This window comes from Flavobacterium turcicum, assembly GCF_011365745.1.
Classification (GTDB): domain Bacteria; phylum Bacteroidota; class Bacteroidia; order Flavobacteriales; family Flavobacteriaceae; genus Flavobacterium; species Flavobacterium turcicum.
The window spans coordinates 545,953-563,534 of the sequence record NZ_JAAOBY010000001.1 but is presented as its reverse complement, the minus strand read 5'-3'; the positions used below and the strand labels follow the sequence as shown (position 1 = coordinate 563,534).

Below are 17,582 nucleotides of genomic sequence, written 5' to 3'. Positions count from 1 at the left end.
AGAGAATCAATTTCAAAAGTAGATTTTCTAATAAAATGATATTTTGAATTTAAAAAAGCTACTCTCTTACAATCTCAATCTTCCTCCTAATTTCGTTTCCAAATTCATCTACCACAGTGATGTAATGAAATCCTGTCGTTGCAGAGATTGGCATTTCATGAAAGGTTTTTGTACTGCCTTTAAACACTTGGTCAACATACCAAAAAAGTTTACTATCCCTTTGCGAATGCGCTACTTTTAAAATCACGGGCTGAACTTCGCTATTAAAATTCTTGGTAAGATAGATTTTGCTATTGGTTTTTGGATAAATAAAATCCATTGTAGCCGTTTGTGTACCCATACAATCACTCCTGAACGGTGGCAAAGGCAAATATTCAATATGCTGACTTTTGTAATACCAAGCCATTACAGGTGGCAAAATGAACCAGTTTTTGGTCACAATATTTTCTATGTTTTCGCAACTGCTGTTCACTTGAAACTGTAGTGATTTATCCAGATGCACCGTTTTGTGATACGGACAAATAGAAGTGTTTTTTCCTTTCTTCGAAACCAGTTGTTTTATTTTCGGACAACCATCCTTGGCCAAATAACCACTCAAACTACACACCTCAACTTCTGCTAAATCTTTAATTGGTGTATCAAACCATCGTTGTCTAGGTAACAAATTAAATACATCAAATAAAATAGGTGCTGCGCTAGTAACTCCCGTCAAGGTTGGTCTTCCCTCGCCTGTCGCGTTACCCACCCACACGCCTACCACATATCTTGAATTAGTACCTATCGCCCACGCATCCCGATTCCCAAAACTTGTTCCCGTTTTCCAAGCTATTTTTAGTGAACTTTCATAAAATTTCCAAGCCTCGTCACCTTCGGGCCGATTGACTTGTTCCATTGCGTTATACGTCAGCCAAATTGATCCTGCGCCCAAGATGTTCTTTTGCTTGGTTTCAACACCAAAATCAACTTGAAAATCATCATCGTAATTCAGTTCAGCAAATTCATTAGCTCTATAATTCCCTTGATTTTTATTGAAATAATTTAAGGTCGAAGACAAACCGGCGTAAGTTCTACACAAATCCCATAAATTACTTTCGGCACCACCCAAAATAAGTGACAAACCGTAATGATCAGGCGGTTTTGAAATATCCCGCAATTTGAATCGCTTTAATTCTTCATAAAATTTATTCACTCCAAAATCCTGTAACATCAATACAGATGGAATGTTCAACGATCGCGCTAATGCACGATGGGCAGGAACAGCTCCGTCAAATGTGAGGTTAAAATTTTGAGGCGTATAGCCAGCAATCTGTGTCGGGATATCCGCTACTAGGGTATTGGGTAACAACTCCCCATCGTCAAGCATACCAGCGTATAAAAGTGGTTTCAGAATACTTCCTGTACTTCTTGGTGCATCAATAATATCGACATCTTTTTGATGATTGCCATCTGTAGGCGAGTTACCCACATAACTCATCACTTTTCTATTGGACACATCGATAACCAAAATAGCCAAATTGTGCACTTCATTTTGCTTGTATTGGTTGTAATAATACTTTGCAATTTGATTGACTCTGTTTTGCAACCCAATTTCTACTGTTGTTTTCACCCGAGTTCCTTCTTGATTCTTCGCGACACGTTGCAATAAATGAGGTGCGATTTGTGGCAAATCATACGGTTTTTGAGGCAAAGGTTCGTCTATCGAAAGCTCGTAAGTTTGCTTGTCAATGACTCCTTCTTGGTTTAATTTCAATAAAAGTCGGTTGCGCTTGCTCAATAATTTGATTTGGTTTTTTCCGGGATAAATTAAACTGGGCGCATTCGGCAAAACCGCCAATGTTGCACTTTCGGCCCAAGACAGTTGATGGGATTGGACGCCAAAATACCGCCAAGAAGCCATTTCGAGACCCACTACATTCCCGCCAAAAGGGGCGTGCGCAGCATACAATTCTAAAATTTCGTTTTTAGAATAACCCATTTCTAATCGGGTGGCGAGAATGAGCTCAATTATTTTCTCAAAATAGGTTCGACCTTTTCCGTTTCTGGACAAGCGATTGACTTGTTGCGTCAGCGTACTTCCGCCGCGAACTACTTTGCCTGCTTTTCTGTTTTGCTGAACAGCATTGACCATCGCCACAGGATTGAAACCAGGGTGTTTATAGAAATATTCGTCTTCAAAATAAACGATACACTTCTTGAATTTATCAGGAACGCTGTCTTGTGCAGGAAATCGCCATTGTCCATCGAGAGCAATTTTGGCGCCAAGCAATTCGCCTTCCTTACTTTCAATCACGGTAGCATACGGATCTTGAAACAAAGTTCGTGGCAACGAAAAATAATAAACCACCAATAGCAAAAAGGCTATTGATGATTTAATTTTATTTGTTTTTATCCAATTAATGATGCGTTGTAGGAACGCTATTAGTTTCTTTTTCAAAGTGAAGTTTGTTTGTTTCTATTCCTAACAGATTTCTTTTAACCTGTTAGGTATGCTTTTACATTCCTAAAATAAAAATTAGTTTAACATAGTAATACCTAACAGGTTTTGAAAACTTGTTAGGATATGTAAAACCCAACCATACTGATATGACTAATTTATCAATTTAGATATGCTTTAAGATGAATTTGCAGTTCTAATCAATAAATACCTAACAGGTTTTGGAAACCTGTTAGGATAAGTAATCTAGTCATCCATTTTATCAATCGAATCAATTACGCCCTCATAAACCAATCTTCTTTCATAGTGATAAACCTTAAAATTCTCTATATCTCCAAATAGTTCGAGAATAAAATCTCTATCAATACTTGTTTCTTTGTTTGACAAATAAGAGCGATATGATGAATGCAAATACGTTTCGAATGATTCAGTAAACTTATGTTTTACAGGATTCAAATGGGTATAAACGATCAATTGTTTCAAATACGCTTCATTTTCGATTCTGTTTCGTTGCAAATGTTCTTGAAATAAACTTCCTGTTCGATTATAAGCGGTATTTATACTTTTGGCATACGAATTAAAAAAGTTAGAAAAAGGCAAATGAATTTTTGCTTTAAATTTTTCTGGCAACTCTTCCTTGTCTTTAATTCTCAAAACAATATGAAAATGATTCTTGAGCAAACAATAGGCATAAACATCCGCAATTGGCAAAAGATATTTCTTCATTTTCTCCAGAAAATAATTATAGTTTTTCTCCTCCACAAAAATATTCTCTTTGTTATTGCCTCTATTGTATATGTGATAATAATGACCTGATTCGAAAATATCTTTTTCCATATCTAAATGCTTTTTTACCATCCTAACAGGTTTCCAAAACCTGTTAGGTATAATTTCATCCTAAAAAAAATCAATTTAACTGTCATAATACCTAACAGGTTTTGGAAACCTGTTAAATATAATTTCATCTCTAAAAAAATTAATTTAATTCGTTCCAAATAAATACCTAACAGGTTTTGAAAACCTGTTAGGATACGTCCTATTTCACCACTTGAACCCAGAATCCTTTCGTTCTTGCCAAAAATGTATTGTCATACATCGCTTCGCATTGCAATCCAGGCAGATAATAGGTTCCAAGATAAGAAGCATTCAGTAATATTCTAAACGTTTTGGTTTCACCCGATTTTAATCCAAAATAGAAATTGGTTCTATCATCACGAATATCAATATAATCCGCAACGTTATTGGTAGCGTCTCCATAATCCGTGAAACGGGTATTTACAATTTCGAAACCGGAAGGCAAAATTTGTGACAACGCCACATTTTCTACACGTTCATTTTTTAGGTTTTTAACCGTTACCTCAGCAATAAATTCAGTTCCTTGATTGATTTTAGACACATTGATAACACTTCCTTTTCTGTTTTTGAAAACAATCGAAGCCGAAACATTACTCTGAATCGCTTTTTCTTGTCCAATTGGAAGAATTCCACTATTCAGCACACGAACATACAATCTATTCTTTCTGTTGTTTTTTAAAGTCACACTATTCGAACCCGTTTTAACAACCAAACTTCGGTCTGCGATGGTTTTTGTTGTTTTAATTGATTGTGTATTTCCTTCTTTACTAAACTGAACATCGATTCCTTTTGGACCATTACTCGTAGAAAACTTTGCCATTGCATACAAACCATACGCCGTAGTTTGCGTGCTCATCCATTGGTCACTTGACATATCTTTGGCCAATTTTGCTGCCATCACGAATGATTTTTGCTTTAGCCCAAGTAATAACAATGTTTCTAGGGCCATGGCACGATTCCTATCAGCAGATCCGTAATAGTAATAATTATAATTGGAATTATCATCTATAGAAGTATTCAGCAACAACGTCAAACCTGCCGATTTTTGCCCCGCCAACACATATGCCGAAGCCAAACGCAATTTACTTTCGTTCGAAATTCCTTTGGTTTCACGAAATCTGTTCATCGAAGACAAATCGGGTGCTCCTGCCAACGCTAACGTGTATAAGCGATACGATTGTGCCAAATCATTTCCGTAACTTGGTTCAAATCGCCACTGCTTGGCTTCTTTTTGCTGATACGAAATCCATTTTGATTTGAAATTGATCGGCAAGAAATACCCTTTTTTCTCAGCTTCAATCATAAAATGTCCAGCATATGAAGAACCCCAATCATCGGCGACGGTTCCTCCTTGCCAGTAAGACATTCCACCATTCGATAATTGAAAACCTCCCAAACGAGTAATTCCAGCGGTCACATTTTTTTGAATTAATTGCTGACGCGTAGCATCCAAATCGACAATCTCATTCAGATACAATTGTGGAAAAACAGAAGAAGTCGTTTGCTCTACACAACCATGAGGATATTGAATCAGATATTGTAATCGCCCGTTTAAATTGATCGTTGGCATCGAGGAAACCTCCAATTTTGCTTTATTACTTCCCGAAACACCAAATGTTTTCCAAGAAATAGTTTTAGTGGTATTCGGTTCCAAAATCACATCAGTAAATGTATTGGTCACTGGATTCGGATTGGTCATATCGATCTCTACATCATACACTGATTTTTCCTTTCCGGAAGTCGCCACGATCTGCACTTTTCCAATTCCGGTTGCAGAACCTACAGCCAAATTGAAATAAGCCATTTTTTCGTCAGGCTGAGGGAAAGTTAATTTTTGAACAGCACCGCCTATAACTTTTAATCCGTTATTCGTTTTAATCTGAACCGTTACATTTTTGATGTTTTTCTCCATGGCAAAAATGGTCACTGGAATCGTCACTCTCTCGGATGGAGAAATTTTTCTTGGCAACGAAGCCAAAACCATCAGCGGACTGCGAACCGGAGTTGCTTTTTCGGCGCTTCCATACGCACTTGTAGTTGCATCACCAGCCACAATCATGGTTTTTACAGAACCAATGTACTTCGGTAATTTTACTTGATGGGTTTTCGTTTGTCCTTTTTCTAATTTAAAAGGTCCCATATAAATTACAACCGGTTTGAAACGATTGGCTTTTTTGGCTTTTCCACCACCCAAATCTTGGTCACCACCAATACTGAAAATCTGATTTACTTTTCCGCCATACGCTCCAATCACATCGTCATAAATGTCCCAGGTTTTTACGCCCAAAGCTTCACGAACATAAAAACTATCCCAGGCATTTGGCGCTTTGAAACGGGTTAAATCCAATAATCCTTCATCTACAATGGCAATGGTGTAAGTCATTGATTTTCCGGATTGTTCACTCACTTTAATAGCAAATGATTGCTCTGGACGCAACACATCAGGCATTACTAATTTGGGCGCAAGAATGGTGTTTTTATCAACTACTTCAATAGGCACAATTCCATACATACGGATTGGCGAATCATTTTTGGTGGAAGCGTGTGGTTGCAACAGCGTAATATTAAAGTACACATTCGGCGCCATAGCAGCCGTAATCGGAATGGTAACTTTGGTTTCTCCTTTTTGGGTCTTTGCCCAAAGCGTTTGTACTACTTTCGAACCATTTTCGATAGAAATAAAAGCGCGCCCTCCTGCACTAGATGGAAACGAAATTTGAGCATTTTCACCCACAGCATACTTCTCCTTATCGGTTGAAAACACTAACATATTGGCCGTAGAAGCATCTGTATTTCTCGTTTTTCCAGACCATGTTGGCCAATCGATATTTACCGTCAAAGCCGTTGCGTGTCCGCCAACAGCATCAGAAACCCGAATCATATAACGTCCCCACTCTTCATCCGTCAAGGCAAAACGGACATTTCCTCTTCCACTAGCATCGGTATTAATTATAAAAGTTTTATATGAAGTAGTAGCATTATCAGCGTTGTAATTCGATAAATTATCGCTGGATGCATCCCACCACCAGCGCCATTCTACCTTGTAGACTTTAACTTCCAGGTTTTTAACCGACTTTGGTCGTCCATTTTCATCAACCGTAACCACATCAAATTGGTTCATGGTACGGGTTTCTAGCATGCCGTATTTATTCGGCTCAGGTGACTTAATCCCCACATAAGTAGGGTACGGCGAGTAGGTCGTCGCAATGACATCAGTACTAAAATCACCACCTTCTTCATACACTTTGGTAATAAACGACGCTTTCAACATTCCAGGTGCTTCTCCTTGTATTTTCGGGTCTATCGTAGCATTCGCTTTTCCAGTGGCATCTAATTTACCTGAGAAAACGGTAACTTCTTCGGTGCTGAATTTTCGAACCAAATCATCAAAAATATACTTGTCATAATTTTTGAAAGTCGTTATTTGTTGCGAAAATTTAGCTTGCATTTCCACATTCAAATTTTTGGCAACAGCGCCATGAAGCCAAGCCACTTCAAGGTTGCTAGTGTTTGGATAAGCCGAAGAAAGTATAGCTCGTTTGAAAGTATTTTTGATTTTCAAACGATTGGGTTTGATAGTTTCAATCTTGATGCTTTTGTAAAACTTCGCACCACCCACGCTAACCATTGCTTCCCAATTTCCAGTAGGCGCGTCATTTGCTGTTGGAACTGTAAACGCATAATGATTCCATTCATTCAATTTTTGAACCGTTTGATACGTTACTTTTCCATTTGGATCAGATAGTCTAAATTTTATGGGGTGTCCAAGTGGAATTTTATTCGAAGCATCATTCAAAATAAAAGACAAATACAAATTATCTCCAGGACGCCAAACGCCTCGTTCTCCATAAATGAACCCTTTAAGTCCTTTTTGCAAAGTCTCGCCAGACACATTAAAATTACTCACTGACAGTGAATTCCCGTCGTCTAATTTAACATAAGTAGACTCCGTGCCTTGCGTTACAATAGCAAAATAGGCAAATTTATCCAACTGAAAAGTCGCAATCCCATCGCTATTGGTAGTTCCTGTAGTTATTTTTTGCTGCTGAAAAGTATACAAATCTACTCTTGCATTTGTAACTGGCTCTGTGGTGACAATATTATTTACGGCAAACAAATACGATTTGTTTTCGCCTCTTTTGGCAATTACGCCCAAATCAGTAGCCAGAATATTAGTTGCTATTTTGGCATTATAAAAATAAGAACTCGAGCAAGGATCCTGACTTTCTCTCCATTCGTAATCATCGTAGTAATAATCATCGTAAGAGTTTCCGCTGTAATTAACATCATTCTCATCAACCTCTTCTTCCTCTTCGGTTGTATCCTCATCAGCGGTTTCGCATTTGTACAAAGAATATTTTTTCTTGTAAACAAACTCTACTCGATAAATCGCGCCTGGTTCAGGAGTAATAATTTTAGATAAATCGAGAGCAAAAGTGTTCCACTTACTTAGATTTAGTAATGTATTTTCTTTTAAATTCAGAGTTGATTTGGCAATAGGTTGCGCCACTCTTTTCAGGTTTTGGCTCCCATTGAGCTCGTTGTATTGCAAAAATTGCATGATGTTGTTTTTGTAAATCTTATACACTTTTACATCAACAGCACTTAGGTTTACCGCTTCAAAATTGAGTTTTAAGTTATTAGAACTTGGCAGAATTGTTCCGTTTTTGATAAACCGAACACTTGGCTTTATTTCATCAAAGGATAATTTCTCGGTGTAATTCTCATTTAATTTTCTACCGTATTCACTTTCAATTCCTTGAAAAACTTCTAACAAGAGTTCTCCGGTAAGTTTTTGGAAATCCACAACTGGCTCAGGCTCAACAATAGCAACTTCTGCAGGTTCTTCAACCACAGCACTATCAACAGCCACAGCCGACGTATCAACAGCCACAGCCGACGTATCAACAGTTACAAATGCTTCCACTGGCTCTGGAGTCACTTCAACTGGTTGTTGAACGGGTACTTCATTAGTAAAATAAACTTTCAACACATTTCCCTGTGCAGAAAACTTTAAATTATTGGTGTTCTGAATGGCGACTAATCCTTTAAAATCTTGTCCTTTTTCTAAGGGTTCCGAAAAATTAATAGACAAAGTTTGATTATCTCCTTCTTGAATTTCGGTCTTAACCACTTTAAACTCTTTCAATGCCGTGATCGGGAAATCGATAGTCCCTTTTTGATCGATATCAAAATCATTTCCGTCGTATTTTATCTCCAAATTGCTTTTAGATTCCAAACGTTGAATGCTGTCAATTCTGAACTTGAATTCTTTTCCAACTGCATTCGATTTTTCGAAAACAATTTTCAAATCGCTTCCGTTATGCTCCGCTTCAATCAATTTTTTAGCGGTTTCCAAATCAATATTGTCAGCGGTTTTAAGCACTGCATTTAAATATTGGTATTCTGGGCTGTAGGATTGCACATCGAGCGTGTTGACCACAAAATCTTGCTTAATCGTTTTTACCGTAAAATTGAAATTGGATAGTGCTTTATCTTTTTCAGCAACCTTTGGATTCAGTTGATCCAAATGTAAAGTCACCTGATATTCCGTACCTGATTCTAACTTTTTTTCGGGAATAAAAGCAATCGTATTGGTTGAAAGCGCAATTACTTTTCCGTCAACACTCGGAGAAATAGTAAACAAATCGTTATCTAAAACCTCATTGACTTTCCATTCTTTTTTATCAAAAGCCAAAACTACCCTAATATCCGATTCTGAAGAGACAATCCCTCCCGTAAAACTGACGATAAACTCTTTGAATAGCGAGAAATCTGAATTAAAATCGGCGGCAGATTTTCTACCACACGCTTGAAACAAAAAAAACACACAAAACACGTAAATTAATCCTTTTGTTTTCACTTTTAGCTAGAGTTAATGGGTTATAAATTAAATTATTGCAACATCTCACAAGTAACACAATAACTAGATAGTTACCGTAATATTGTAGTAAATGTAGAATAATTAATTTATTGTTTTAAGAAGAAAATTCTTTGATAGGAAATTATTTTTTAAAGGTATTTTTTAGAAGCTATTCCAGCTATTCGTTACAATCTTATATGCCGAACACCGGCACATAAGGATTTCCACTGCTATCTGGGCTAAAGAACATCCTGAATAGTTTACTTCCTTCTCTCAGCAAAAAACCGTTTCATCAAATCAGCGGCTTCATTGGCCATAATTCCAGAAGCAACGGTAGTTTTAGGATGCAATTTTGTTCCAAGAGTGATAAAACCGCGCTGTTCATCACGAGCGCCAAAAACAATTTTAGAAATTTGGCTCCAATACAAAGCGCCAGCACACATCTGGCAAGGCTCCAGTGTTACATAAAGTGTACAACCTGTTAAATATTTTCCACCTAGATAATTTGCAGCAGCAGTGATGGATTGCATTTCGGCATGTGCAGTGACATCATGAAGTAATTCGGTCAAATTATGACTTCGAGCAATGACTTTATTATCAATGACAATTAGCGCACCAACAGGAATTTCGCCTTTATCAAAAGCCATTTCAGCTTCATGCAAAGCTTTTTTCATGAAATATTCGTCGGTGAATGGGTTTATCATAATACAGACCGCAAATTCGCAAATTTAAATTCTTTGTGAGACAACTTTTTTTATCGACTGTAAAAATACAATTTCAAATCGTACCTTTGCTTCATGTCAGATAATTTACTTTCAAACATCAATAACCCAACCGATTTACGCTTGCTTGACGAAGCGCAACTTCCTCAAGTTGCCCAAGAATTACGCGATTTTATTATCGATATTGTGGCCGTAAAAGAAGGTCATCTTGGCGCAAGCCTTGGTGTTATTGAATTGACAATTGCCTTGCATTATGTTTTTGACACCCCAAATGATTTATTGATTTGGGATGTGGGCCATCAAGCCTATGGACATAAAATATTGACCGGCCGAAGAGAAAATTTTCATACCAATCGTCAACTCGGCGGTATCTCTGGTTTCCCAAAAAGAAGTGAAAGCAACTATGACACCTTTGGCGTAGGCCATTCTTCTACATCTATTTCGGCAGCACTCGGAATGGCAATTGCTTCAAATTTGAAAGGAGATTTCACCAAACAACACATTGCCATTATTGGTGACGCATCTATCGCTTCAGGAATGGCTTTTGAAGGGTTGAATCACGCGGGAGTTACTGCTGCCAATTTACTCGTAATTCTTAATGATAACGCTATTGGGATTGATCCTAGCGTGGGCGCCTTGAAACAATACCTCACTGCTGTGAAAGAGGGGAAAAACCCAAGGCAAAACAACATGATCAAGTCCTTGAACTTTGATTATTCGGGACCAATTGATGGTCATGATATTTTTGCTGTGATCAAAGAATTGAAGCGTTTACAAAAGATCAGAGGTCCTAAATTTTTACATTTAATTACCACCAAAGGAAAAGGCCTACAACAAGCCGAAGAGGATCAAGTAAAATACCACGCTCCTGGAAAATTTGATGCAGCAACTGGAGAAATCATTTCAAAACAAGAACAAAATTTACCTCCAAAATACCAAGATGTTTTTGGTTTGACCGTTTTAGACTTGGCTCGAAAAAACGACAAGATAATAGGAATCACCCCTGCAATGCCCTCTGGAAGTTCCTTAAAATTCATGATGGATGCATTTCCAGAACGTGCTTTTGATGTAGGTATTGCAGAGCAACACGCTGTGACTTTAGCCGCCGGAATGGCAACACAAGGCATGATTGTTTATTGCAACATTTACTCTACATTTTTACAAAGAGCATATGACCAAATCATTCATGATGTCGCTTTGCAAAATCTTCCAGTAATTTTTTGCCTGGATAGAGCTGGATTGGTTGGCGAAGATGGAGCCACACATCACGGTGTTTTTGATTTAGCGTACCTGCGTTGTATTCCTAACCTGATTGTTTATGCTCCAAGGAACGAAATTGAACTTCAAAATATTTTATACACCGCACAATTAGGACTTGAAAACCCGATTGCTATTCGGTATCCTAGAGGTCGCGGCGTCATCAACGACTGGCAAGAAAACTATAGAGAGAAATACCAAAAAATTTCAATCGGCGCTAGCTCGTGCTTGGTAGCTGGTGATAAAGTGGCTGTGTTATCAACAGGAACAATTGCTCAAAACGTATCCTTGGCACTTGAACAAATTACAAATGAAAACAAGATTGCACACTACGATTTTCCATTTGTAAAACCATTAGACGAAAATGCCTTACATACTATTTTCAAAACGTTTTCAACTATCATTACCATTGAAGATGGAACTGTTATTGGTGGCTTTGGAAGTGTAATAACCGAATTTGCTGCATCACATCATTACTCATCAAACATAACAATTTTGGGAATTCCTGATGAATTTATCGAACATGGAACTGTAAACGAGTTACAACAAAATTGCAAAATTGACGTTAAAAGCCTAAAAGAGCTCTTTTCGGGTTTGTAAAAATGTTTAATTTGCACAACTAAAACTACTACTCTACAACATGAACTATTTAAAAAGTATATTTTTTGCTCTCATTTTAACCTTACCTCTTCAAATTTTTGCTCAAAAAAGAGACTCTGTCTTTAGTCCGAGTCAAATAAAAATGGTTTCAGTACCAATGAACAATATCAACTCATTGCGAATTCCATTAAAAATCCAGACTAAAACACACTATTTACCACTATCTCATTGGACCAAAAAAAACAGCATTGGTTTTGATATTTCTGAAGTAGCTTTTGTCAATTGGTCTGCCGGTGGAACGAGCTCTATTTCAGGATTGTTAAAAGGTAAATTTCATAGAAATTATAATCGAAAAAACTTTAATTGGAGTAATGAATTGCTAGTGCGTTATGGTTTAAACAAACAAGATGGAATTGAAGTCAGGAAAACGGAGGATGCCTTGCAATTTAACTCTACCTTTGGCTACCGCAGAGATACACTTTCTAACTGGTTTCATTCAGCTAAGTTTAATTTCAACACCCAATTTACCAACGGATACGCTTACCCAAACACCGATCAGGCTATTTCTAAACCATTTGCACCGGCTTATATTTTTATGGGTGTTGGAGCCGAAAACATAAATAAGGATAAAAAAAGAACCTTTTATATTTCACCTTTTACATTTAAAACTACTTTAGTTTTGGATCAAAGATTAGCAAACCAAGGTGCTTTTGGGGTAGTAAAAGCTACAGTTGATGCCGACGGAAACATTATAACTCCGGGTGAAATGGCAAAAGTTGAACTTGGATTTTTAGCTACTAGTAAATACAGAAAAGAGCTTGCAAAAAATATAACGCTTGAAAATCGATTGACTTTATATTCTGATTACATCAACCGTTTTGGTAATGTCGATGTTGATTGCGACTTACAAGTTGAGCTCGTGGTTAACCAATATGTAAAAGCCAACATTGGTGCGCATGTAATATATGATGACGATATTAAATCAAAACGAGAAATTGAAGGTGTACAAGTAACCGAAGGACCTAAAACTCAATTACGCCAAGCGATAGGTGTTGGAATTGAATACATCTTTTAAAATTTATTACTCCAAAAAAAAAGCCCCAACAGCAATACTGTTGGGGCTTTTTTTATGATGTGGTGATGTATTTATTTGATAATTAATTTATCTACATAACGCAAACCTTCACCTTCAATAGCTAAGATATAAACTCCAGCAGAAATAGGCTTAACGTTAAATGATTTTTCGCCATTGAACGATTCTTTGTCTTTTTGAAAAACAACGCGTCCTGTTATATCACTGATTTTAATATTTACTAAACCATCATAGTTATTGATGCGAACAGTAATATTACCTTGAGATGGGTTTGGATATACGCGCATTACATTTTCTTCATCGATGCTTGCTGTCCCTAGCGTACAATTTGCGTTAGCTGCTGGTCTTGTAAAATCTTCGACTTGATCGTTTCCTACATTGTTAGAGCCTGCAGAAGCGTTCACCCCTAATCCTCTCGCTGCAAAAACTTCCCAAATCAAACAAAAATCTTTACCACCTGTTGTAGCTTGGTCAGCAGCAATAAGAGCATCTCTTCCATCTACAAAAGTAGGGCTACAAGGCTGTAACTTCAATCCGTCTAAGACTAAGCGCATGACCTTATTATTTCCTCCGTTACCAGTATACTTATTATCATCATATCCATATTTACTTATGTACGCCCATGTGAGATCCCATAGCATAGTCGCCCACACTGAACCTACTCCATGAACAGAAGTTTGCTCAACACCATTGGCATCTATCGAACTAAAATTATTAGTAAAACCATATGTCATTGGATTTACTTCCCTATCTGTTGAATACTGAAAACTTCTAATACCTAAACCATCATTTGCTTGAGAGGAAACGAAAGTTCCAATTCCTCTTTTCGAAGAACCAACATCTCCTGGTTTTAATTGCATCATTAATGCAAACCAATCAGACCAACCCTCGCCCATTTGATCTTTGTTATTCAAACAGCTTGAATTATTTCTACCTCCAGCCAATCTTGTTGAAATACCATGTCCATATTCATGTGCAATTATACCATTGTCAAAATCACCATCTGCATTCACAAAAGGCTGTGACTCTGTTTGTATCTTGACATTTACTGGACCATTTGCCATTTTTACAATTAAATTCTCACCTAAAGAGCTCGGAATACATATTGCCGGAATGGTAATAGTTGCATCTGATCCTGACATTGAAATATTTGCTTCATCGGTATTTACTACAATTACAGCAATTGCACCTGCGTTTTGTGCTGCTTTTACTTTTAATGTAAAATTACAATTCCCTCTTCTAAGAATAACAATTTTACCATTCATTGCCTCGGAATTAGTCGGTGCTGAACATGCTTGTGAATTATTTCCAACACTATCTAAATACAATACCAAATCAGACTGCAAAAATGAAGGCGCTACGGGTAAATCAATCCTTCCCGGACTAAATGAATTTTGAGTGGCTTGGTAACTTCCTTTTAAACTCTCAGGAGAATTAACAATCAATGGTTTAACTGCTGGACCTCTGCTCCACAAAAACATTTGCATTCTACCTCTGTTCCCATCTATTGGAGTAGAAAAATTTGCATTATTTAGACTCATCGGAGTAGCCAAAGAACCATCTTGTGCTTCCGCATTAACGTAGTCGCTTCCTGCACCACCGCGGTTATAATTATTTTCTTGAAAGTTGCCACTTAACTCATCAAATCCATATTGATACCATACATCATGCATAACATTATTCATGTAAAACAAGTTGGTATTAGCTGCATCAATATATGTAGATGCATTCACATTTGTTCCTCCATAAGGAAAATCAAATGAAAGGGATAATCCTCCTTCAGGACTTGCACCAGAATCTTGATTGGTTGCAAAAAAATCATCTTTAGCCCAAACATTATTACCCCTTGTTATGGTGTAATCAGGACCAGCAACTCCATCAATATCATGCCATCCAAATGGAGAAGCTTTACTATTTGAAGGATTTGATATTAGCTGAAAAGCTCCATGATTAGGACTAGTAATGTTAAAAGGTATTACACGGTATGTTCCCCCTGAAACTTCAGAAATTGGGGCAGAATAGAGTTGTTTTGGTAAATCCTCTGTAGTATTTAAGACAAAATTACTTTCAGTAACAAACACGTTATCTTTGTGAAAATTACAAGAAATTACAAGATCATTTTTTTCTAATAATAGACCAGTAGTGGCGTCTATTCTTACACTCCATAAATGATCGTGCTTATTGGTGTGAATATTGAAATCCCAGGCTAATCTTAAATCACCGTTATTTTCTTGATGATACACTAAATTTGCTACAATCGGTTCTTCTATTCCAATACCGTTGCTAATTTTGAACTTATTCGAACCTAAAGTTTCTAGAACACTGAATTTATCTTTGGCAGTTATCCCCAATTGAAAATAAGCCTGCGCGATAGCATCGGTAACCAATAGCTTAGGTGTTGTAGCATTGACTCTTTTCGACACATTAGCAACTATCCTGCTTTTAACGTCTATTACTTGTTTGTTCTTTATTGAGAAATTCGAAACTGCTCTAAAAATCTCAATACCTTGATAGCGCTGCACTACATAGCAAATTTCAATTCCAGAAGTTGTAGTTCCTCCTTCACTTTGAATTACCCAATCTTGCAATGATTGACTGGAGGCCATTGCCCTAGCAGATGGACTTTTTAAGTAATTCTTAATAATTTCACTATTACTCTGACAAAAGGCAAAGTAAGGAAAAGATAAAATAACGAATAGTAAAAATTTTTTCATAAATATTGGCTGTTTGGTGAAGCAAAAATAACCAATATTTACAATATTGAAAGTGTATTTTTAAAAACTAATAAATTTTAACTTTTTGAGGCTGTGATGGTTTTGTAGTATAATAATGCATTTCCGTCAGTTAACAAGGAAATAAAATGACAAATATGCAACAATCGACCATACAAATCCTGTTTTTCTAACTGATGCTTTTCGGGTAGCATTTTTAAAATTAAGGTATCATAATTAGAAGCGACACCATTATAATTATTGTCAAATGCAGTAATAAATTTATCCAATAAAGTTTGTATAATTTGATAGCCTACAATTTCTTTCTCTATTACCTCACGACTTTGATAGATTTTATCGACACTGATCTTGATAATATCATCCATCTGTGCTTTGTATTTGCTTTTATCCATCAGGGCATAAGGAAATTTTCCATGTAAAATAAGCTCTTCATTTTCAACAAAAACCTTTACCGCATCGCTTATTAAACTTCCTATTGCTAACGCACGCAAATAGCTAATTCGGTCTTCTTTGGTCTCAAGGGTTTTGTATTTAGAAGTGTCAATACTGTCTTTTACTAATTTTATCAGGTACTCTAGTGCGAAATCCTCCGAAACCAAACCTAGATTCATTCCGTCTTCAAAATCGATAATGGTGTAACAAATATCATCGGCAGCCTCAACGAGATACGCTAATGGATGGCGTTCAAAACCAACATGTTCTCCGGATTTATTCGGAATCAAACCCATGTCTTGGGCTACTTCTTGAAAGAAAGCTTTGTCTGTTTGAAAAAAACCATATTTTTTATCAGCGATATTTTTAGTTGGTTTTTTAGGCAAACTCTCTTTTGGATATTTCATAAAAGCGCCCAAAGTTGCGTACGAGATACGAAGTCCTCCTTCAATTCCAGGACGGCTTGCGGTAAGTACCGAAAAACCATTGGCATTACCTTCAAAATCAATTAAATCTTGCCACTCTTTTGCGGTAAGTTGATCCTTATATTTCTGTCCGTTACCTATTGAAAAATATTCACCTATGGCTTTTTCACCCGAATGTCCAAAAGGCGGATTCCCAATATCGTGGGCCAATGATGCTGCAGCTACAATTGCCCCAAAATCATTCATATGATAACCGTGTACCTCTTTTAAATGTGGGTATTTTGCAATGATTTTTTTTCCTACCAAACGACCCAAAGAACGCCCAACAACGGAAACTTCCAGACTATGTGTTAATCTGGTATGCACAAAATCAGTTTTGGATAATGGAATAACTTGTGTTTTATCTTGTAAACTTCTGAACGCCGAAGAAAAAATGATACGATCATAATCTACTTCAAAACCCAAACGGGTATCGTCCTGTTCTACGCGCAATCGTTTGCCTTTGTCGCCTTGACGCTTAAGTGATAAAAGTTGTTCCCAGTTCATCATTGCTTCTTGTAATTTTCTAGTTTTAAAGGAGCGAATATAAAGAAAAAGATTTGAGCGTACGAATAATGCTTACTCGGGTTTTAGCGCAAGGTCGTTTTGAGTGTTGACTGCTTCAAATGGAAGTGTTTTAATACTGAGTTATATTAAGTATTCTGGGCGAATCCTAGCCCTGATAGCAGTGGAAATCCTTTTTAAGGCTTCTAGCTTATCAAAGGCTAGAAGCCTTAAAAAGATTGTAACGAATAGCAGGAAATAGCTCCAAAAAAAAACAGCTACCACAAAAGTGATAGCTGTCAAAAAATTAAATATTCTTTTTAATTCGAATTTTAAAACAACTTCCGTCAGTCTTACAAATTCTTTTTCCATTTCTGGTTGTGATACATTTTCTAAAAATGTAATAAAAATCGTTGTTTGATGAATTTTCCATCTTTTCAAATTTGTTAATAACTCTTATAACCTCTTACGAAATAAGAGTTACTGATTAATAATATCAACATTGATATTATCTAAAAGAATTAATTTTGGAAAGAAGATTTCAATTCTATACTTTTGGAGTATAAAAAGTAGGTGAGGTCTCCTCATCATCTTCATAACTTAAAAATAAATGGCCGCCAAGCTTT

General features: G+C 36.7%; 9 protein-coding genes. 2 read left to right on the top strand and 7 right to left on the bottom strand.

Annotated elements, in window-relative coordinates; translation table 11 throughout:
* Positions 1-58: 58 nt before the first annotated feature.
* From pbpC to G9Q29_RS02460, 4 genes are all read right to left on the bottom strand, one after another.
* Positions 59-2,434, bottom strand: coding sequence for a penicillin-binding protein 1C (gene pbpC / locus G9Q29_RS02475; RefSeq protein ID WP_166132942.1), 2,376 nt, complete (start codon positions 2,432-2,434; stop codon positions 59-61).
* Positions 2,435-2,680: 246 nt separating this feature from the next.
* Entirely contained in the window at positions 2,681-3,271 is a 591-nt protein-coding gene (locus tag G9Q29_RS02470; protein ID WP_166132940.1) for a transposase, read from the bottom strand.
* 199 nt (positions 3,272-3,470) lie between these two features.
* Positions 3,471-9,152: an alpha-2-macroglobulin family protein gene (locus G9Q29_RS02465; RefSeq protein ID WP_166132938.1), complete on the bottom strand. Its 5,682-nt coding sequence runs from the start codon at positions 9,150-9,152 to the stop codon at positions 3,471-3,473.
* A 260-nt stretch (positions 9,153-9,412) separates the two neighbouring features.
* Positions 9,413-9,856, bottom strand: coding sequence for a nucleoside deaminase (locus G9Q29_RS02460; protein WP_166132936.1), 444 nt, complete (start codon positions 9,854-9,856; stop codon positions 9,413-9,415).
* A gap of 93 nt (positions 9,857-9,949) precedes the next feature.
* Between G9Q29_RS02460 and G9Q29_RS02455 the strand changes: the two genes are divergently transcribed.
* Both G9Q29_RS02455 and G9Q29_RS02450 read left to right on the top strand, forming a co-directional pair.
* Positions 9,950-11,731: a 1-deoxy-D-xylulose-5-phosphate synthase gene (locus tag G9Q29_RS02455; RefSeq protein WP_166132934.1), complete on the top strand. Its 1,782-nt coding sequence runs from the start codon at positions 9,950-9,952 to the stop codon at positions 11,729-11,731.
* Between the two features lie 40 nt (positions 11,732-11,771).
* Positions 11,772-12,806 (top strand): DUF3078 domain-containing protein, encoded by a 1,035-nt coding sequence (locus G9Q29_RS02450; RefSeq protein WP_394367665.1) that lies wholly within the window; start codon positions 11,772-11,774, stop codon positions 12,804-12,806.
* A gap of 71 nt (positions 12,807-12,877) precedes the next feature.
* Here the strand turns inward: G9Q29_RS02450 and G9Q29_RS02445 are convergent, their stop codons facing one another.
* The 3 genes from G9Q29_RS02445 to G9Q29_RS02435 all read right to left on the bottom strand — a co-directional run bounded on the left by G9Q29_RS02445 (position 12,878) and on the right by G9Q29_RS02435 (position 17,397).
* Positions 12,878-15,538 (bottom strand): T9SS-dependent M36 family metallopeptidase, encoded by a 2,661-nt coding sequence (locus G9Q29_RS02445; protein WP_166132932.1) that lies wholly within the window; start codon positions 15,536-15,538, stop codon positions 12,878-12,880.
* 77 nt (positions 15,539-15,615) lie between these two features.
* Positions 15,616-16,959 carry a dGTP triphosphohydrolase gene (dgt, locus tag G9Q29_RS02440; protein WP_166133533.1) on the bottom strand — a complete coding sequence of 448 codons (1,344 nt, stop codon included), beginning with the start codon at positions 16,957-16,959 and terminating at the stop codon, positions 15,616-15,618.
* Positions 16,960-17,100: 141 nt separating this feature from the next.
* Positions 17,101-17,397: a hypothetical protein gene (locus tag G9Q29_RS02435; RefSeq protein ID WP_166132930.1), complete on the bottom strand. Its 297-nt coding sequence runs from the start codon at positions 17,395-17,397 to the stop codon at positions 17,101-17,103.
* Positions 17,398-17,582 lie beyond the last annotated feature (185 nt).